The organism is Intrasporangium sp., from assembly GCF_040414665.1.
In the GTDB taxonomy this organism is placed as follows: Bacteria; Actinomycetota; Actinomycetes; order Actinomycetales; family Dermatophilaceae; genus Intrasporangium.
In genome coordinates this window covers 47,686-64,429 of record NZ_JBEDUL010000060.1, presented here as the reverse complement: position 1 = coordinate 64,429, position 16,744 = coordinate 47,686, and the positions used below count along the sequence as shown (strand labels likewise).

Annotated in this window: 14 protein-coding genes; 7 read left to right on the top strand and 7 right to left on the bottom strand. The window is 69.1% G+C overall.

The genetic code is table 11. From position 1 onward, the window contains the following. Window positions 1-184: 184 nt before the first annotated feature. The 3 genes from ABF401_RS06510 to ABF401_RS06500 are packed head-to-tail and all read left to right on the top strand — an operon-like array spanning window position 185 to window position 3,383. Window positions 185-2,020, top strand: a complete 1,836-nt coding sequence (locus ABF401_RS06510; RefSeq protein WP_353508728.1) for a glycoside hydrolase family 15 protein — start codon at window positions 185-187, stop codon at window positions 2,018-2,020. Further along, complete coding sequence (locus ABF401_RS06505; RefSeq protein WP_353508727.1) at window positions 2,007-2,711, top strand: maleylpyruvate isomerase family mycothiol-dependent enzyme; 705 nt, start codon at window positions 2,007-2,009, stop codon at window positions 2,709-2,711. Before ABF401_RS06510 ends, ABF401_RS06505 begins: the two co-directional genes overlap by 14 nt. A 3-nt stretch (window positions 2,712-2,714) precedes the next feature. Further along, window positions 2,715-3,383, top strand: coding sequence for an MBL fold metallo-hydrolase (locus ABF401_RS06500; protein ID WP_353508726.1), 669 nt, complete (start codon window positions 2,715-2,717; stop codon window positions 3,381-3,383). Window positions 3,384-3,442: 59 nt separating this feature from the next. Here ABF401_RS06500 and ABF401_RS06495 read toward each other — a convergent pair whose 3' ends face one another. Continuing rightward, complete coding sequence (locus ABF401_RS06495; protein ID WP_353508725.1) at window positions 3,443-3,748, bottom strand: hypothetical protein; 306 nt, start codon at window positions 3,746-3,748, stop codon at window positions 3,443-3,445. A 116-nt stretch (window positions 3,749-3,864) separates the two neighbouring features. On the opposite strand from ABF401_RS06495, the gene ABF401_RS06490 reads away from it, so the two are divergent. Next, window positions 3,865-4,740: an EamA family transporter gene (locus ABF401_RS06490; RefSeq protein ID WP_353508724.1), complete on the top strand. Its 876-nt coding sequence runs from the start codon at window positions 3,865-3,867 to the stop codon at window positions 4,738-4,740. A gap of 9 nt (window positions 4,741-4,749) precedes the next feature. Here the strand turns inward: ABF401_RS06490 and ABF401_RS06485 are convergent, their stop codons facing one another. The 4 genes from ABF401_RS06485 to coaE all read right to left on the bottom strand — a co-directional run bounded on the left by ABF401_RS06485 (window position 4,750) and on the right by coaE (window position 10,514). After that, complete coding sequence (locus ABF401_RS06485) at window positions 4,750-5,784, bottom strand: TerC family protein (protein ID WP_353508723.1); 1,035 nt, start codon at window positions 5,782-5,784, stop codon at window positions 4,750-4,752. Window positions 5,785-6,014: 230 nt separating this feature from the next. After that, a complete protein-coding gene (uvrB, locus tag ABF401_RS06480; RefSeq protein WP_353508722.1) occupies window positions 6,015-8,138 on the bottom strand; it encodes an excinuclease ABC subunit UvrB in 2,124 nt (707 codons plus the stop codon). 70 nt (window positions 8,139-8,208) lie between these two features. After that, window positions 8,209-9,258 (bottom strand): lipoate-protein ligase LplAB, encoded by a 1,050-nt coding sequence (gene lplAB / locus ABF401_RS06475; protein WP_353508721.1) that lies wholly within the window; start codon window positions 9,256-9,258, stop codon window positions 8,209-8,211. A 53-nt stretch (window positions 9,259-9,311) separates the two neighbouring features. Beyond that, window positions 9,312-10,514 (bottom strand): dephospho-CoA kinase, encoded by a 1,203-nt coding sequence (coaE, locus tag ABF401_RS06470; RefSeq protein WP_353508720.1) that lies wholly within the window; start codon window positions 10,512-10,514, stop codon window positions 9,312-9,314. Between the two features lie 71 nt (window positions 10,515-10,585). On the opposite strand from coaE, the gene ABF401_RS06465 reads away from it, so the two are divergent. After that, window positions 10,586-11,803 (top strand): acyltransferase family protein, encoded by a 1,218-nt coding sequence (locus ABF401_RS06465; protein ID WP_353508719.1) that lies wholly within the window; start codon window positions 10,586-10,588, stop codon window positions 11,801-11,803. Further along, a complete protein-coding gene (locus tag ABF401_RS06460; protein ID WP_353508718.1) occupies window positions 11,800-13,104 on the top strand; it encodes an acyltransferase family protein in 1,305 nt (434 codons plus the stop codon). The genes ABF401_RS06465 and ABF401_RS06460 overlap by 4 nt, the downstream gene beginning before the upstream one ends. Before the next feature lie 64 nt (window positions 13,105-13,168). On the opposite strand, the gene rpsA is transcribed toward ABF401_RS06460, so the two are convergent. After that, on the bottom strand, window positions 13,169-14,650 hold the full coding sequence (gene rpsA, locus ABF401_RS06455; protein ID WP_353508717.1) for a 30S ribosomal protein S1: 1,482 nt from the start codon (window positions 14,648-14,650) through the stop codon (window positions 13,169-13,171). A 146-nt stretch (window positions 14,651-14,796) separates the two neighbouring features. On the opposite strand from rpsA, the gene ABF401_RS06450 reads away from it, so the two are divergent. Beyond that, complete coding sequence (locus ABF401_RS06450; RefSeq protein ID WP_353508716.1) at window positions 14,797-15,606, top strand: class I SAM-dependent methyltransferase; 810 nt, start codon at window positions 14,797-14,799, stop codon at window positions 15,604-15,606. Between the two features lie 64 nt (window positions 15,607-15,670). On the opposite strand, the gene ABF401_RS06445 is transcribed toward ABF401_RS06450, so the two are convergent. Continuing rightward, window positions 15,671-16,591, bottom strand: a complete 921-nt coding sequence (locus ABF401_RS06445) for a PorA family protein (RefSeq protein ID WP_353508715.1) — start codon at window positions 16,589-16,591, stop codon at window positions 15,671-15,673. Window positions 16,592-16,744: the final 153 nt, after the last annotated feature.

Genomic DNA, 16,744 nt, shown 5'->3' with positions numbered 1-16,744 from the left:
AGGCGTGGTCGTATGCCGCTGAGCCGGCTCCCGGCGTCCCCCACTCCCAGCCACGCGAGCTTGCGCCCCCTCTCCCGCAGTCTCGGCCACGCGGATTTTCGGGGGACCACGGGGGCCAGAGCGTGGCCTTTTCGGGGGGTACACGGGGGGCGGAGCCCCCCGTGGGTAGGCATACTGCATGAGTATGAGCGGGAGCCAGCCGACCTCGAACGTCACTCCCATCGAGGACTACGCGGTCATCGGCGACACCCAGACGGCCGCGCTCGTCAGCCGGGAGGGCTCGATCGACTGGCTCTGCCTGCCGCGCTTCGACTCGCACGCCTGCTTCGCGGCGCTCCTCGGCACCCCGAACAACGGTCGGTGGCTCATCCGGCCGGTCGACCCGGATGCCAGGACGACGCGTCGGTACCTCGATGACTCCTTCGTCCTCGAGACGACCCACGAGACCTCGACCGGCGCGGTCCGGGTGCTCGATGTCATGCCGCTCGGCGACGGACGAGCCGATGTCCTCCGGCGGATCGAGGGCGTGTCCGGAACCGTGCGGATGCGTCACGAGTGGATCGTGCGGTTCAGCTATGGCCGCACCAAGCCGTTCGTGAGCCGGCACACCGAGGAACGCGAGGCCGGCATCGACCAGATCATCACCGCGATGGCTGGCCCGGACATGATCGTCCTTCGCGGAGCGCGGCTACCCCGGGCCGAGAACTGGACCCACGTCGACGAGTTCGACATCGCCGCGGGCGAGAACCTCGCCTTCGCCACGACCTGGTTCAGCAGCGTCGAGACGATTCCTCCGCCGCTCAAGGTCCTGAGCCGGATCGCCGACACCATCGAGCGCAGCCGTCAGTGGGCGGCCCGGAGCGACTACGACGGTCCGTACGAGAACGCCGTGACTCGGTCCATCCTGGTGCTGCGCCTGCTCACCCATGGAGTCACCGGCGGTATCGTCGCTGCCCCCACGACCTCGCTGCCCGAGGACTTCGGTGGTGAGCGGAACTGGGACTACCGCTACTGCTGGCTCAGGGACGCCGCGCTGACTCTGGAGTCCCTGCTCGGTTGCGGCTACGTCGAGGAGACCGAGTCATGGCGCCAGTGGCTGCTTCGCGCCGTCGCCGGCGACCCCGAGGACATCCAGATCATGTACTGCGTCGACGGCGCACGGGACCTGCCGGAACGCGAGCTCGACCACCTGCCCGGATACGCCGACTCGCGCCCGGTGCGCATCGGCAACGGCGCCGTCAAGCAATGGCAGACGGACGTGCTCGGTGAGGTGATGATCGCCCTCGAGCAGGCCCGTCAGCAGGGTCTCGCCGAGACCGAGGACTCCTGGATGCTGCAGCGCGCTCTCATGGACAACTTGGCGGAGCGCTGGCAGGAGGCGGACAACGGGCTGTGGGAGGTCCGCGGCCCACGGCGGCCCTTCACCCACTCCCGGGTCATGGTCTGGGCCGCCTTCGACCGGGCCATCCAGGGCGTCGAGGAGCACGGACTCAAAGGTCCGGTCGACCACTGGCGGGAGCTGCGGGAGGCGGTCCGGGCGGAGGTCATGGAGAAGGGCTGGAACGAGGAGAAGCAGAGCTTCGTGCAGCACTACGACACGACCGAGCTCGACGCCTCCCTGCTCAACCTGTCGGCCGTCGGCTTCCTCCCCGGGGACGATCCCAAGATGGTCGGCACCATCCGGGCCGTGGAGCGGGAGCTGTTGCGAGATGGCCTGGTCCTGCGCTACCGGACCCAGACGGGCGTCGACGGGCTCGCCGGCGACGAGCATCCCTTCCTCGCGTGTTCGTTCTGGCTCGTCACCGCCTATGCAAAGGCGGGCATGCTGACGGAGGCGACGGCGCTGATGGACCGCCTCGTCGGGCTGGCCAACGACGTCGGGTTGCTGTCCGAGGAGTACGACCCGATCCACCAACGCATGGTCGGCAACTTCCCCCAGGCGTTTTCACACCTCACCCTCGTCGGCGCAGCCCTCGCGCTGGCCGAGGCCACCGGAAAGGCACGGCATGCACCTCATTGACCTCTCCACGAAGCACCTGCCCAGCGAGACAGAGCGGCTCGTGGCCACGGCCGAGCGCCTGGGCGACCCCGATGTGCGGGCGGCGTCACTGTGCGCGGGGTGGACCCGCGGGCACGTGCTGACCCACCTCGCCCGCAATGCCGACGCGCTCTCGCGGGTGTGTGCGGCGGTGCTGACCGGGGAGCCCGACACCATGTACGACTCGGCCGAGGCGCGCGACGCCGACATCGAGGCGGGCGCGGGACGGCCTGCGGCCGAGCTCGCCTCGGACGTCCGGACGACGGCGGCGTCCTTGGCGCCCCAGATCAGCCGGCTGGGCGTCGGGCACGTCGGCACCACCGTGGAGCGGGTGCCGGGCGGCCAGCTCATCTCCGCCGAGCGCGTCCCGTTCATGCGTCTGCGTGAGGTCGTGTGGCACCACGTCGACCTCGATGCCGGCTACGGGTTCGCAGAGACGCCCGAGGACCTCGTCCACCTCTTCCTCGAGGACATGGTCGCCCGACTGGCCTCGTCGGACGGCGCCCCGGGGCTCGAGATCCGGACCGACGAGGGCGACGAGTGGATCGTCGGGGACGGTGGCGCGACCATCGCTGGGCCGCGCTGGGGCGTGCTCCTCTGGCTCGCCCGCGGCCGCATCGATGGACTGACGGCGCCGGGAACGGCGCTCCCCCAACTGCCGTTCGGAGGCTGAGCGATGGCCGACACCTACACCGGACGAGTCGTACCGGGCGGCCCCGTGCAGGTGCGCGAGCTGCCGGATCTCACCATCCGCAAGCTCGCCGTGTCGCAGATGAGCAACAACGTCTACCTGTTGACGTGCAAGGCGAGCCGCCGCCAGCTGCTCATCGACGCGGCCGATGACGCTCCGCGCATTCTCGAGATCGTCCGAGACAGCGGTGACGGGCTGGAGGCTGTCGTCACCACGCACCGGCACTGGGACCATGTGCGGGGCCTCGAGGAGGTCGTCGCCGCGACCGGCGCTCGCACCTTCGCCGGCGCGGAGGATGCCGACGAGCTGCCGGTCCGGGTCGACGAGCCGCTCGGGCACGGAGACCAGGTGCGGTTCGGGCAGGTCACGCTGGACGTCATCCACCTGCGCGGGCACACCCCTGGCTCTGTCGCCCTGTCGTACCAGAGCCCAGATGGCGGCACGCACCTGTTCACCGGCGACTCGCTGTTCCCGGGGGGCGTCGGCAACACGAAGAACCCCGGGCAGAGCTTCGACTCACTCATCGAGGACGTCACGACGCGCATCTTCGACGTGTACGACGACGACACCTGGTTCTATCCCGGTCACGGCGACGACTCCACCATCGGCGCGGAGCGTCCGCACCTGCAGGAGTGGCGCGAGCGCGGCTGGTGACCCGACGCGATGGTGCCGAGGGCCGCTGAGGGGCGCTGAGACGCGCCCATCAGTCAGCACTACGCGGGGACCGTCTCCTGATCCGGACCCGCATCGAGCTCGGCGATGAGGGACTCCAGCTCGGCGCGGACGACCTCGACGTCGTAGGGGACGTTGGTCACGACGAAGTGCCGCCTCGGGTTGTTGGCGACGCAGAGCCCGATGCCGAGCCGGGACCGCCCGTGCTTCTGGTTCCAGAGCCGCTCCAGAGGAGTCCCGTCCCAGTCCGGAGGTGCGTGCAGCCAGCCCTGCATGACGACCAGGGAGTCCTCCGGGTCGGGGCGGCGCTTCGGAGCATCGATGGCAACCACCGTGATCTCGCCCATGAGTTGACCGTACGACGACCGCCCGGCCCGTGTCAGCACTTCTGGCCTCAGGAGTCCCGCGTGTCACATGGAAGGATGACGTCCGTGTCCCCCGGCCGCCCGCGTTCATCGCGCCCATGAGGATCGATCGCTCGACCGCTCCGCTCCTCGTCCTCGGCGGCGTCATCTCTGTCCAGTTCGGTGGGGCGCTCGCCGCCACTCTCGTGCCGAGGATCGGGGCCGTCGGCTCGGTGCTGCTGCGCCTCTGCTTCGCCATGCTCATCCTCTGCGCCGTCGTCCGACCCCGGCTGCGTGGGCGCTCGCGCAGGGCGTGGGGCACCGTGGTGCTCTTCGGCCTCGCGCTCGCGGCGATGAACACGGCCTTCTACTCGTCGCTCGCCTACCTCCCCATCGGGGTCGCGGTGACCGTCGAGTTCCTCGGGCCACTCACCCTGGCCGCCGTGCTGAGCAGGCGACCCAGGGACGTCGCGGCGGTGCTCGCCGCCGGTCTGGGGGTCGCGCTCGTCTCGGGGGCGACGGGTGCCACGTGGGGGCGGTTCGAGCCGATCGGCCTCTTCTGGGCGGCGGTGGCAGGGGCGATGTGGGCCGCGTACATCGTCCTCAGCCAACGCACCGGGACCCTCTTCACCGGCCTCGATGGGCTGGCCCTGGCGCTCGTCGTGTCGACCGCCGTCGTCGCGCCCTTCGGGCTCTTCTCGGTCGACAGGTGGACGCCCGAGATCGTGGGTCTCGGCCTCGGCATCGCCCTGCTGAGCTCCGTGCTGCCCTACTCCCTGGAGCTCATGGCCCTACGACACCTGAGCCAGCGCGTCTTCGGCATCCTGCTCAGTCTCGAACCAGCCGTGGCCGCCCTGGCCGGCCTGCTCGTCCTCGACCAGGTCCTCGACCGGGGACAGGTCGTCGGCCTGTTTCTCGTCGTGACCGCCAGCGCTCTCGTGCTCAGCGCGAAGGCGAAGCCAGACCCCCCGGACACGGTGGTCGGCTCGGGCTGACCCCGGACGTCAGCTCGACCCGCGACGTGTGCCGGAGCTCGAGTCGATGGCAGCGGGCGCGGCGGCTGCCGCCCGTGCGTCGCGGCGCGTCTTGAGCAGGCTCGCGACCGTTGTCACACCGAGGATGAGGACGATGGCGCCGAGCGAGACGGTGATCGGGATGTCGGGCACGCCGTGGATCGGCTCCCCGCCATTGACGAACGGCAGGTTGTTCTCGTGGAGGGCGTGGAAGATCAGCTTGACGCCGATGAAGCCGAGCAGGACCGCGAGACCGATGCTGAGGTAGACCAGACGCTTGAGCAGGCCGCCGATGAGGAAGTACAGCTGGCGCAGACCCATCAGCGCAAAGATGTTTGCCGTGAGGACGAGGTACGGCTCCTTGGTCAGCCCGTAGATCGCAGGGATCGAGTCGAGCGCGAAGAGCAGGTCGGTCGTCCCCAGCGCGAGGATGACGATCATCATGGGCGTGATGAGGCGCTTGCCGTGCCGGGCGATGACAAGACGGACCCCGTGCCACTCCTTGGTCGCCGGGAAGGTCTTCTCGACCCACACGAGCAAGCGGTTCTCGTGGTACTCGTCGTCGTCGGTCTCCCCACCCCTGGCCAGCTTGATCGCCGTGTAGATGAGGAAGGCCCCGAACAGGTAGAAGACCCACGCGTAGGCATTGATGACGACGGCCCCGAGGGCAATGAAGATGCCACGCAGCACGATGGCGATGACGATGCCGATCATCAACGCGGACTGCTGGAACCGCAGCGGAACCCGGAAGCTGCTCATGATGAGCAGGAAGACGAAGAGGTTGTCGACCGACAGCGAGTACTCGGTGAGCCAGCCCGCGTAGAACTCGCCGGCAGAGCGTCCGCCCCACTCCCACCAGACGAAGAGCCCGAAGAGGATCGCAGCGGTCACGTAGAAGGCAAGGTGGCGGCTGGCCTCCCCCATCGAGGGGATGTGGGGCCGGCGAGCGATGACGAACACGTCGACGACGAGGACGACCGTCATCAGTCCGATCGTGAGGAACCAGCCCCAGGCGGGGACATTCATGTGGGCACCTTCCGGTTACGGCGTCGGTCAGGACAGCGTCAGCAACCGGAGGTCTCTCCCGCCCAGCAAGGCCGGCCCGACGGGCCCGGGACCGACCGAGTCGGAGCCGTGATGACGAGCCCGTCGCTTCGGGGATACTCCCCTCCGTGAACGCCTGAGTCTTGCATCCCCCCGGCCCTGCACTCAACTCGCGTCTGCCGGGTGGACTCGTCCCAGTCGGACCGGACCGTTCAGCGGGTCGCCGAGGTCATCTGCCGGAGCTCCTTCTTCAGCTCGCTCACCTCGTCGCGCAGCCGGGCCGCCAGCTCGAAGTGCAGCTCGGCCGCGGCCTGGTGCATCTGCGCGGTCAGCTCCTGGATGAGCCCCGACAGATCGGCGGCGGCGAGGTCGGACGGCCGCTCGCCGCGCACCCCGGCGGAGACCCCGACGTCCGCCGCCACGGCACCACGCCCAGCCCCGCTCTTCCCACGGGACTGCATGCGCCCGGAGCCGATGAGCTCCTGGGTATCGGCGTCCTCCCGTTGGAGCAGGTCGGTGATGTCCGCGATCTTCTTGCGCAGGGGCTGGGGGTCGACACCCATCTCCCGGTTGTAGGCGAGCTGCTTCTCACGGCGGCGGTTGGTCTCGTCCAGCGCGTCCTGCATCGAGGGCGTGACCTTGTCCGCGTACATGTGGACCTGACCGGAGACGTTGCGGGCGGCACGGCCGATGGTCTGGATGAGCGAACGCGTGGACCGCAGGAACCCTTCCTTGTCGGCGTCGAGGATCGAGACCAGCGACACTTCCGGCAGGTCGAGCCCCTCCCGGAGCAGGTTGATCCCGACGAGCACGTCGAAGACGCCGGTGCGCAGCTCGCGCAGCAGCTCGACCCGGCGGAGCGTGTCGATGTCGCTGTGGAGGTAGCGGACGCGGATCCCCTTGTCGAGCAGGTAGTCGGTGAGGTCCTCGGCCATCTTCTTGGTCAGCGTCGTCACGAGGACGCGCTCGTCCTTGTCGACCCGGAGCTGGATCTCGTGGATCAGGTCGTCGATCTGGCCCTTCGTCGGCTTGAGCACGACCTCGGGGTCGACGAGACCGGTCGGGCGGATGATCTGCTCGACGGGCGGCCCGCCCCTGGCCGACTTGGCCAGCTCGTACTCGCCCGGCGTCGCCGAGAGGTAGACCGTCTGCCCGATCCGCTCGAGGAACTCCTCCCACTTGAGCGGCCGGTTGTCCATCGCGCTCGGCAGTCGGAACCCGTGCTCGACGAGCATCCGCTTGCGCGACATGTCGCCCTCGTACATCGCGCCGATCTGCGGCACCGTCTGGTGCGACTCGTCGATGACGAGCAGGAAGTCCTCGGGGAAGTAGTCCAGCAGGCAGTTCGGCGCAGATCCCGGACCGCGGCCATCGATGTGTCTCGAGTAGTTCTCGATGCCGGAGCAGAAGCCGACCTGCCGCATCATCTCGATGTCGTAGCTCGTGCGCATCCGCAGCCGCTGCGCCTCGAGCAGCTTGCCCTGCTTCTCGAAGGTCGCGAGCTGGTCCTCGAGCTCGAGCTCGATCCCGCGGATCGCGCGGTCCATCCGCTCCGGCCCGGCAACATAGTGCGACGCCGGGAAGACGTACATCTCCTGCTCCTCGTGCACCACTTCGCCGGTGACCGGATGCAGGGTGTAGATCCGCTCGATCTCGTCGCCGAAGAACTCGATCCGGATCGCGAGCTCCTCGTAGACCGGGATGATCTCGACCGTGTCCCCGCGAACCCGGAACGTCCCGCGCGTGAAGGCGAGGTCGTTGCGGGTGTACTGCATCTCGACGAACCGTCGGAGGAGGGAGTCCCGGTCGACCTCCTCTCCGACCCTGATGCGTGCCATCCGATCGACGTACTCCTGCGGCGTCCCGAGGCCGTAGATGCACGAGACCGACGCGACGACGATGACGTCGCGACGGGTCAGCAGCGAGTTCGTCGCCGAGTGACGCAGCCGCTCCACCTCGTCGTTGATCGAGCTGTCCTTCTCGATGTACGTGTCCGTCTGCGGGATGTACGCCTCGGGCTGGTAGTAGTCGTAGTACGAGACGAAGTACTCGACGGCGTTGTTGGGCAGCAGCTCGCGGAACTCGTTGGCGAGCTGCGCGGCGAGCGTCTTGTTCGGTGCCATCACGAGGGTCGGCCGCTGGACCTGCTCGATGAGCCAGGCGGTCGTGGCCGACTTGCCGGTCCCGGTGGCGCCGAGGAGGACGACGTCCTGCTCTCCAGCCGTGATCCGGCGCGCGAGCTCGGCGATGGCCGGGGGCTGGTCACCGCTCGGCCGGTAGTCCGAGATGACCTCGAAAGGTGCCACCGTGCGCTGGAGGTCGGTCGTGGGACGCATGGCTACACGGTACGTCGCGATACCGACAACGCCGGGGTCGTCTGCCGCTGGGCCGGCTCCCGCACGCCGCTCACGGCACCCGGTGGGTCCAGCCGGGCGTGGCGAACTTTGCCTCGACGAGCTCCTTGGCCGCGCTGAGCTCGGCCTCCGAGTACGTCGCCGGCGTCGTGCGATACGCCCGGGTGAACGAGGCCAGGAAGCTCTCGATGATCGCCTCGCGGGTCATCCCGGTCTGGGACCGCATCGGGTCGACCCGCTTGTTCGCCGACTTCGTCCCCTTGTCGGACAGCTTCTCCCGCCCGATCCGGAGCACCTCGAGCATCTTGTCCGCGTCGATGTCGTAGGCCATCGTCACGTGGTGGAGGACCGCGCCGGACGCGAACCGCTTCTGCGCCGCACCGCCGATCTTGCCCTTGTCGCTCGCGATGTCGTTGAGCGGCACGAAGTGCGCGCGCACCCCGATGTCGGCGAGGGCGCCGATGACCCAGTCGTCGAGGAAGGAGTAGGACCGCTCGAAGCTGAGGCCCTCGACGAGCGAGCTCGGCACGACGAGCGAGTACGTGATGGTGTTGCCCGGCTCCATGAACATCGCGCCACCGCCGGAGATCCGCCGGACGACCTCGATCCCGTGCCTGGCGGCCCCGTCGGGGTCCACCTCGTTGCGAACGCTCTGGAACGAGCCGATGACGACGAGCGGCCGGTCCCAGTCCCAGAACCGCAGGGTCGGTGGCCGCTCCCCGGCGGCGACCTCGTGGGCGATGACCTCGTCCAGGGCGACGTGCATCGCCGGGTCGAGGGTCACGGGCGGGATGACGTCGAAGACGTGGTCCTGCCACCCCGTGGCCTTGCCGAGGGCCCGGCGCACGGCGATCCCGATGGCGTCGGGCGTGAAGCCGATGAGGGAGACGGTCTCGTCGAGCGCGCCGTCGATGGCCGACGCCAGCTGCTCGACCCCCGCGTCGGTCGACAGGCCGCTCAGCGCCGCATTGATGTCCTCGAGCGCGTCGTCCGGTTCCAGGAAGAAGTCACCGGAGATGCTCACGTCGGAGAGCCGCCCGTCGGACACGTCCAGATCGACCGCCACGAGCTTGCCACCGGGAACCTTGTACTCGCCTCGCATGCCTGCCTCAACAATTCCGTATGCCGCTGACTTCCCTCCGCACGAGCGTGACCTCAGCGTGGTGTCCAGTCGGTCTGCGCCGCCCAGGCCTGAGCCCGTGCGAACCCCTCGGTGAACCACGGCTCCTTGGCGTCCGCGTACGCCGTCGTCGTGTCGTGCAGGTCGAGCAGGCGGCGCTTCTCGGCCGCATACCCGTCACGCTCCTCGGCAACGTGGGTGAGCCAGTCACGGAACAGGAGCGCGAATCGCCACGCCGGCGAGCCGGCCTCACGGACGTGTACATGGGCGATCTCCCCCGGATCCGTCGATCCGAAGACGCGTTTGCGCCACCCGTCGGCCTCCGCGCCGCTCGGATGGGGGGTGTCCGCATTGAGGTGGTCGAAGACCAGCAGCCCGGCACTACGCATCGCAGCGCGGAACCGAGGGTCGTCCGCCATCGAGAGGTCGCGGACACCGACCTGGATGTCGAGGACGTCCTTGGCCAGCAGGTGGGGCACGGAGGTCGAGCCGACGTGCTCGACCTCGGTCACCCCGTCCACCTGCCTCAGGGCATGGGCGATCTTGGCAACCAGCCGGGCGCCGCGGGGAGCCCAGTCGTCGCGGGGTGCTACGACAGCGGCACGCTCGGGCCGTCGGGAGTGTCGACCGGCGACGAGGTTGTCGTTCCACGGGTGCAGCCGGGCCTCCCAGAGCCGGTCGACGTCGGCGACGAGGTCCTCCCGAGACCCGTCGTTGGACAGCACGACATCACACGCGGCTCGTCGCTCGGCGTCGGAGGCCTGTGCCGTCATCCGGTTGCGCACGTCGTGCTCGTCGAGGCCCCGCTGCTCGACGAGCCGGCCGACCCGCGTCTCGAGGTCGGTCTCGACGACGATCGACACGTGCTCACCGACCCAGAGCCCACGTTCGACGAGCAGTGGCATGTCGTGGACGGTGATGACGCCGTCCGGAACCGCGTCACGCAGCTGCGCGATCCGCTCCCCGATGGCAGGCCCGGTGAGGGCGTCGAGCGCAGCCATGGCCGCCGGATCGGTGAAGACGATGCCGGCCAGTCCGGCCCGGTCGAGCGTGCCGTCGGCGCGGATCACCTCGTCGCCGAAACGCCGCCGGACCTGCTCGAGGACTGGCTGGCCCGGCTCCATGATCTCGCGGGCCACGACGTCCGCATCGACGACCGCTGCACCGAGCTCTCCCAGCCGACGCGCCACCGTGGACTTGCCCGAACCGATTCCCCCGGTCAACCCGACCCGCAGCATGCGGTCACGCTACGGCATCCACCGGCGCAGCAACCGTCCCGTTCTCGTCTACCGACCGGTAGCATCCGACCGTGCCCGCACCAGACCCCTTGCAGCACGCGATGCCCGAATCGTCCACCGGTCGATCGCGCATCTCCAGCTCGCGCCGCATCTCCGCCCTCGACGGACTTCGCGGGCTCGCGGTGGTCCTGGTGGCACTCGGGCACGCCGGTGGGCTGCTGTGGCCCCGGCAGCCGATCGACTCGGTCCCCGTGCTCCGAGGATTCTTCGGCGGCGGCGCCGTCGAGATCTTCTTCATCGTGGGCGGCCTCATCGTCACCCGCGGGCTGCTCCGAGAGCACCAGCTCGGCGTGCTCGATCCCGTGCGGTTCTACCTGCGCAGGCTCGTCCGCCTCGGGGTTCAGCTCGTGCCGCTCGTCCTCGTCATCGTCCTCATCCACCATCTCGACCCAACGGACCCGTGGACGGATCGCGGCACCTACCTGACCGCCGCGCACACCCTCACGCACACGTCGAACGTGTGGGGCGCCTCCCACGTCCTCGAGCTTCGCTCCGACCTCGGACATCTCTGGTACCTCAGCGTCCAGCAGCAGGTGTACCTCGCCCTGCCCCTCGTCATCCTGCTGCTCGCCCGCAGTCAGCGGGCCCTCGCAGGACTCCTTGCGGCGGGCATCGTTGCCGTGACCGTCTGGCGATACCACGTCCTCGAGCACGAGGGATGGCTCATCGCCACCATCTCGACCCTGACCCGGGCCGATGGCGTCCTCTTCGGTGCCCTGATCGCCGTGACGCTCCTCTGGTGGCGCCGGTGGAGCCGGTTTGCGGGCACGCTCATGGCCGTGACGGCTGTCGGCCTCCTTGTCCTCATGGCCAGCCTGCACGAACTGCCCGAGCTGGCCTTCCTGCGCGAGTGGGGCATCGCCTTCAACCTCACCGCGTCGGTCCTCGTCCTCGCCATCTATCTCGCGCGTCAGTCCACCGCCGTAGGGCGGGTGCTGTCGCTCCCGCTGCTCACCTACCTGGGACGGGCCTCACTCGCGATCTTCGTGTGGCACCTTCCGATCTTCACCGTCGTGGCGAGGCACACCGGCGACTGGGACTGGGTCACCCGCACGGTGCTCGGGGTGACGATCCTGGCAGCCGTCGTCCTCGTGACCCATCGCTGGATCGAGGAGCCGACCCGGCGGTGGCTCGCGACGCACCTCCGGCCGCCCGAGTCGCCGACGCACCCGGCGGCCGCCCCGCCGCTTCAGCCGGAGACGGCCGCACCGGTGGGAGGAGGACGATGACCGTGTCGGCTCTCGCGCAACCGGGGGCCCGCCACCGCACCGGGCGTCCTCGCAACGACCTCCTCGACGGGCTGCGCGGCATCGCGATCGTGCTCGTCGTGCTCTCCCACTTCGGCATCGTGTGGTCACCGTTGGTGCGGTGGGACCTCGGGCCGATCCAGAGCCTCTTCGAGGCCGGCAACATCGGTGTGTCGATGTTCCTCGTCATCGGCGGCTTCCTGGTCACCGGGAGCCTGCTCCGCGCCCGGGCCGAGCGCGGCTGGACCGGTCCTCTCTCCGCGCTGTCCCGCCGCACCGTTCGGATCTCCATCCAGGTCTACGTCCTGCTCGTCGTCGTGCTGCTCATGGCGCGACTCGACCCCACCGACACGACGCCGGAGTCGGCCACGCTGTCCTCGGTCCGGGCCGTCGCCACCTACACGTGGAACGAGTACGTCCGACACAACGCGCTCAACGCCCGGTCCGACCTGGGCGCGCTCTACTACCTCAGCATCGAGCTCCAGGTCTACCTGGTCCTCCTCGTCCTGCTGCTCGTCCTGTGGCGAGCCCGGACACTCCTCATCGTGCTCGTCGGACTGGCCATTCCCGTGGTCACCTGGTGGCGCTGGTACGCCTTCGACAGCGAGGGCTGGTACCAGGCGAGCCTGATGACGACGACGCGCATGGATGGCCTGCTCTACGGCATCCTCGCGGCACTGCTCGTCCACCGCCTGGGCTCCGTCCGTCGCCACGGCGGCGGGCTCCTCGGCTCCGGACTCCTGCTCATCGTCGCTGCGGTGGTCAGCACCGCCTTCACGGAGGTCGACGCCTACTTCGGCGTCCAGGGTGTGGTCATCGCCATCGCCACGACGCTCTTCGCGGTCGGAGCCGTCAGCTCACCGGATCCGCGCACCTACGGGTTCCGGGCCATGAGCTGGAGACCGCTCGGGTGGCTCGGCCGGCGGTCGATCACGATCTTCATCTGGCACCTGCCCGTGTTCGCGTTCGTCGCGCGCCGCACCGGGGAATGGGCGCCGCCCGAGCGCGCGCTCGTGGCCGTGGCGCTCCTCACCGTCGTGGTCCTGGTCGTGGACCGCTTCGTCGCGGATCCCGCCACCCGGCTCGTGGCCGGCTGGTGGCGCGGCGTGCCGGCCCGCCGTGCCCCGGGCCAGCGCGGCGCCCGCGGATCGGCCGGTCGCCGGATGGCGAGGCGGATCGAGGAGGAGTTCGCGGACGACCCCCTGTATCCGGACGACCCGTTCCTGCTCGACGACCCACGATCGGATCTCGGCGCACACGAGCCCCGGTCCTCCACGTCGTGAAGGGCCGGGGCTCGGAGCGGGCGTTACCGTGTGAGCGAGCTCAGCGGCATACGAAACGCGTTGTTCAGTTGCCCGTCAGCTTCTCGCGAAGCGCGGCCAGCGCCTCGTCCGAGGCGAGCGTGCCCTCGGCCGGGGTCGCGGCCTGGCTCTCCGGAGCGCCACCACTGGTCGCCGACGAGTAGGACGTCGCAGTGCCGGCATTCGCGGCAGCCTCGGCGTCGGCCTTGTGCGCCGCGTCGACCTGAGCCTTGTGCGACTCCCACCGAGCGTGGGCCTCGGCGTACTGCCGCTCCCACTTCTCGCGCTGGGCCTCGAAGCCCTCGAGCCACTCGTTGGTCTCCGGGTCGAAGCCCTCGGGGTACTTGTAGTTCCCCTCCTCGTCGTACTCGGCCGCCATGCCGTAGAGCGTCGGGTCGAACTCCGACACCGGCACGCTCTCGTCGTTGGCCTGCTTGAGCGACAGGGAGATCCGGCGACGCTCGAGGTCGATGTCGATGACCTTGACGAAGATCTCGTCACCGACGTTGACGACCTGCTCAGGCAGCTCGACGTGACGCTCGGCGAGCTCGGAGATGTGGACGAGGCCCTCGATGCCGTCCTCGACGCGCACGAACGCACCGAAGGGGACGAGCTTGGTGACCTTGCCCGGGACGACCTGGCCGATCGCGTGCGTGCGCGCGAAGTGCTGCCAGGGGTCCTCCTGGGTCGCCTTGAGCGACAGCGAGACCCGCTCGCGGTCCATGTCGACGTCGAGAACCTCGACGGTGACCTCCTGGCCGACCTCGACGACCTCGGACGGGTGGTCGATGTGCTTCCAGGACAGCTCAGAGACGTGGACCAGGCCGTCAACACCGCCGAGGTCGACGAACGCACCGAAGTTGACGATGCTGCTGACGACGCCCTGGCGGACCTGACCCTTCTGGAGCTCCTTGAGGAACGTGGTGCGGACCTCGGACTGCGTCTGCTCGAGCCAGGCGCGACGCGACAGGACCACGTTGTTGCGGTTCTTGTCGAGCTCGATGATCTTGGCCTCGATCTCCTTGCCGACGTACGGCTGGAGGTCGCGGACGCGCCGCATCTCGACGAGCGAGGCCGGCAGGAAGCCGCGGAGGCCGATGTCCAGGATCAGGCCACCCTTGACCACCTCGATGACGGTGCCGGTGACGACGCCGTCCTCCTCCTTGACCTTCTCGATCGTGCCCCAGGCGCGCTCGTACTGCGCGCGCTTCTTGGACAGGATTAGGCGGCCTTCCTTGTCCTCCTTCTGGAGGACGAGGGCCTCGACCTCGTCGCCCACCCCGACGATCTCGGACGGGTCGACGTCGTGCTTGATGGACAGCTCGCGCGAGGGGATGACGCCCTCGGTCTTGTAGCCGATGTCGAGCAGGACCTCGTCCCGGTCGACCTTGACGATGCGACCCTGCACGATGTCGCCGTCGTTGAAGTCCTTGATGGTCGCGTCGATGGCGGCAAGGATGTCTTCCTGAGAGCCGATGTCGTTGATGGCGACCTCAGGCGCGGTCTTCTCGACCGTGTTGGCAGTCATGTAGTAGGAACTCCGATTGTGGACATTGAGATTGGCGACGACCAAGGGCCGCCGTGCGGACAGGATGAACTGAGCACACGAGTGCGTTCGAGCATCCTATCCGTGCTGCCGGGAACCGGTCAAAGGCACGACTGGCTGCGCTCGACGTGAGCCACCATCCCTCGGAGGCGCTACGCCGGCCGGCCGCGCCCGACGAGTCTGCCCGCGCGAACCGGGTCTGGTGGGATGCCGAGGCCCGCGACTACTACGCGGAACACGGCCGGTTCCTGGGAGACGCGGACTGCGTGTGGGGACCGGAGCGGCTCCGGGAGGCAGACGCGCGACTGCTCGGCGACCTGCGCGGCCGGCAGGTGCTGGAGATCGGTGCCGGTGCCGGCCAGTGCGCGCGGTGGGTGCGGGCGGTCGGCGGCCAGGTGGTGGCCACCGACCTCTCGGCCGGCATGGTGGGACAGGGCCGGGCGATCGACGCCGTACGGGCTCGCGAGGAGCGCGTGCCCTTTGTCCAGTGCGACGGCCGCGCGCTGGCCTTTCCCGACGACACCTTCGACATCGTCTTCACCGCCTACGGCGTCATCCCCTTCGTCGCGGACTCCGAGCTCGTCATGCGGGAGGCCGCACGGGTCCTGCGGCCAGGTGGCCGCTTCGTCTTCTCCACGACGCACCCGTTCCGATGGGCCTTCCCCGATGATCCCGGCCCGGGCGGTCTCACCGTGCGGCACTCGTACTTCGACCGGACGCCGTACGTCGAGCAGGACGGGGCGGGACGCACGACCTACGTCGAGCACCACCGGACGCTCGGCGACCGGGTGCGCGAGATCGCTGCCGCCGGCCTGCGTCTCGTCGACGTGGTGGAGCCGGAATGGCCCTCGGGGCACGAGCAGCCCTGGGGCGGCTGGTCGCCCCTGCGAGGGCGCCTCATCCCCGGCACGGCGATCTTCGTCTGCCGCCTCGACTGAGCCAGGGGCCCCGCCCAACGTGCCAGTGTCGACTGGGTCGAATGGAGCGCCAGGCGCCTTCGGGTCAGGCTGAGGTGTCCACCCGGCGGCGCTGCCCCGCAGGGTTCTGGACGCCCTCGCGCGGGAGCAGGACGAAGCCCATGACGAGCAGGAGCACGCCGCCGATGATGCCGACGAGCGGAACGGTCTGGGTCAGCAGGGTGAGGCGTGCTCCATTGTCCTTGGCGTCCGCGACGTTGTTCGCCACTGTCTCCGGCGTGAACTCGAAGTCGAGGTCGAGGACCGTCTGGCCCGTCGCGGCCATCTTGCGGACCTGGTGCTCCGACTGCTTGAGGATCGACCCGGTCGTGGCATCGACCCACATCGTCTTCTCGGTCGTGTACTTGCCAGGGTCGGAACCGATGGTGATGTCGCCGTCGACGACGTTGACCACGAAGCGATAGACGTGGACGCCGTCCAGGTCCTCCTCACCGGAGTACACCGCCGGCACGGCCTTCCCCGTGAGGCCGTCCCAGAACGGGTAGTCCTTCTGCTCGACGTCGAACGGGAACTTGTTGACCAGGCCCTCGACGGCGGTGGCGTCGGCCGGGAGGTACCGGGCCTCGTTGACGGCGAGGGCGGTGACACGATCCGTCGCGAAGTGAGTCGTGCTGGCGCTGATGAGCCGCTTCTGGGGGTCGTCCGCGGAGACGCAGTCGGGCGCGTTGTTGTCCGGGTCCTTGACGAGGCAGCTGGAGTTCTGGAACACGACGACGTCGTCGTCGGACTTGGCGGAGTCGGCGTGCGTGACGCTCGAGGCGCGAACCGGAGTGCGGACCAGGGCGGTGCCGTCGAAGAGGAGCGCCTCGCCGGAGAGGCGCATGACCGAGTTGACGTCGAGCGGAGTCTTCTTCACCTCGCCGGGAGCCCAGAACCTCGCGAGCAGACCCACGACGAGGAGGAAGGACCCGAGAAAGAGCAGGACCATGCTCAACGCTTTGCGCACCGTGACCCCTTTGTCGAAGGCCGGCGCCCCACATGGGCCTTCCCGGCATGGATTGCGCGAACTGTACCAGTCAGTAGGGACCCCGGCAGAGAGGCCGGGACCGAGGAACTCGCGGTTGAATCCGACTTGTTACCACCGTTCAGCTGGCCCGCC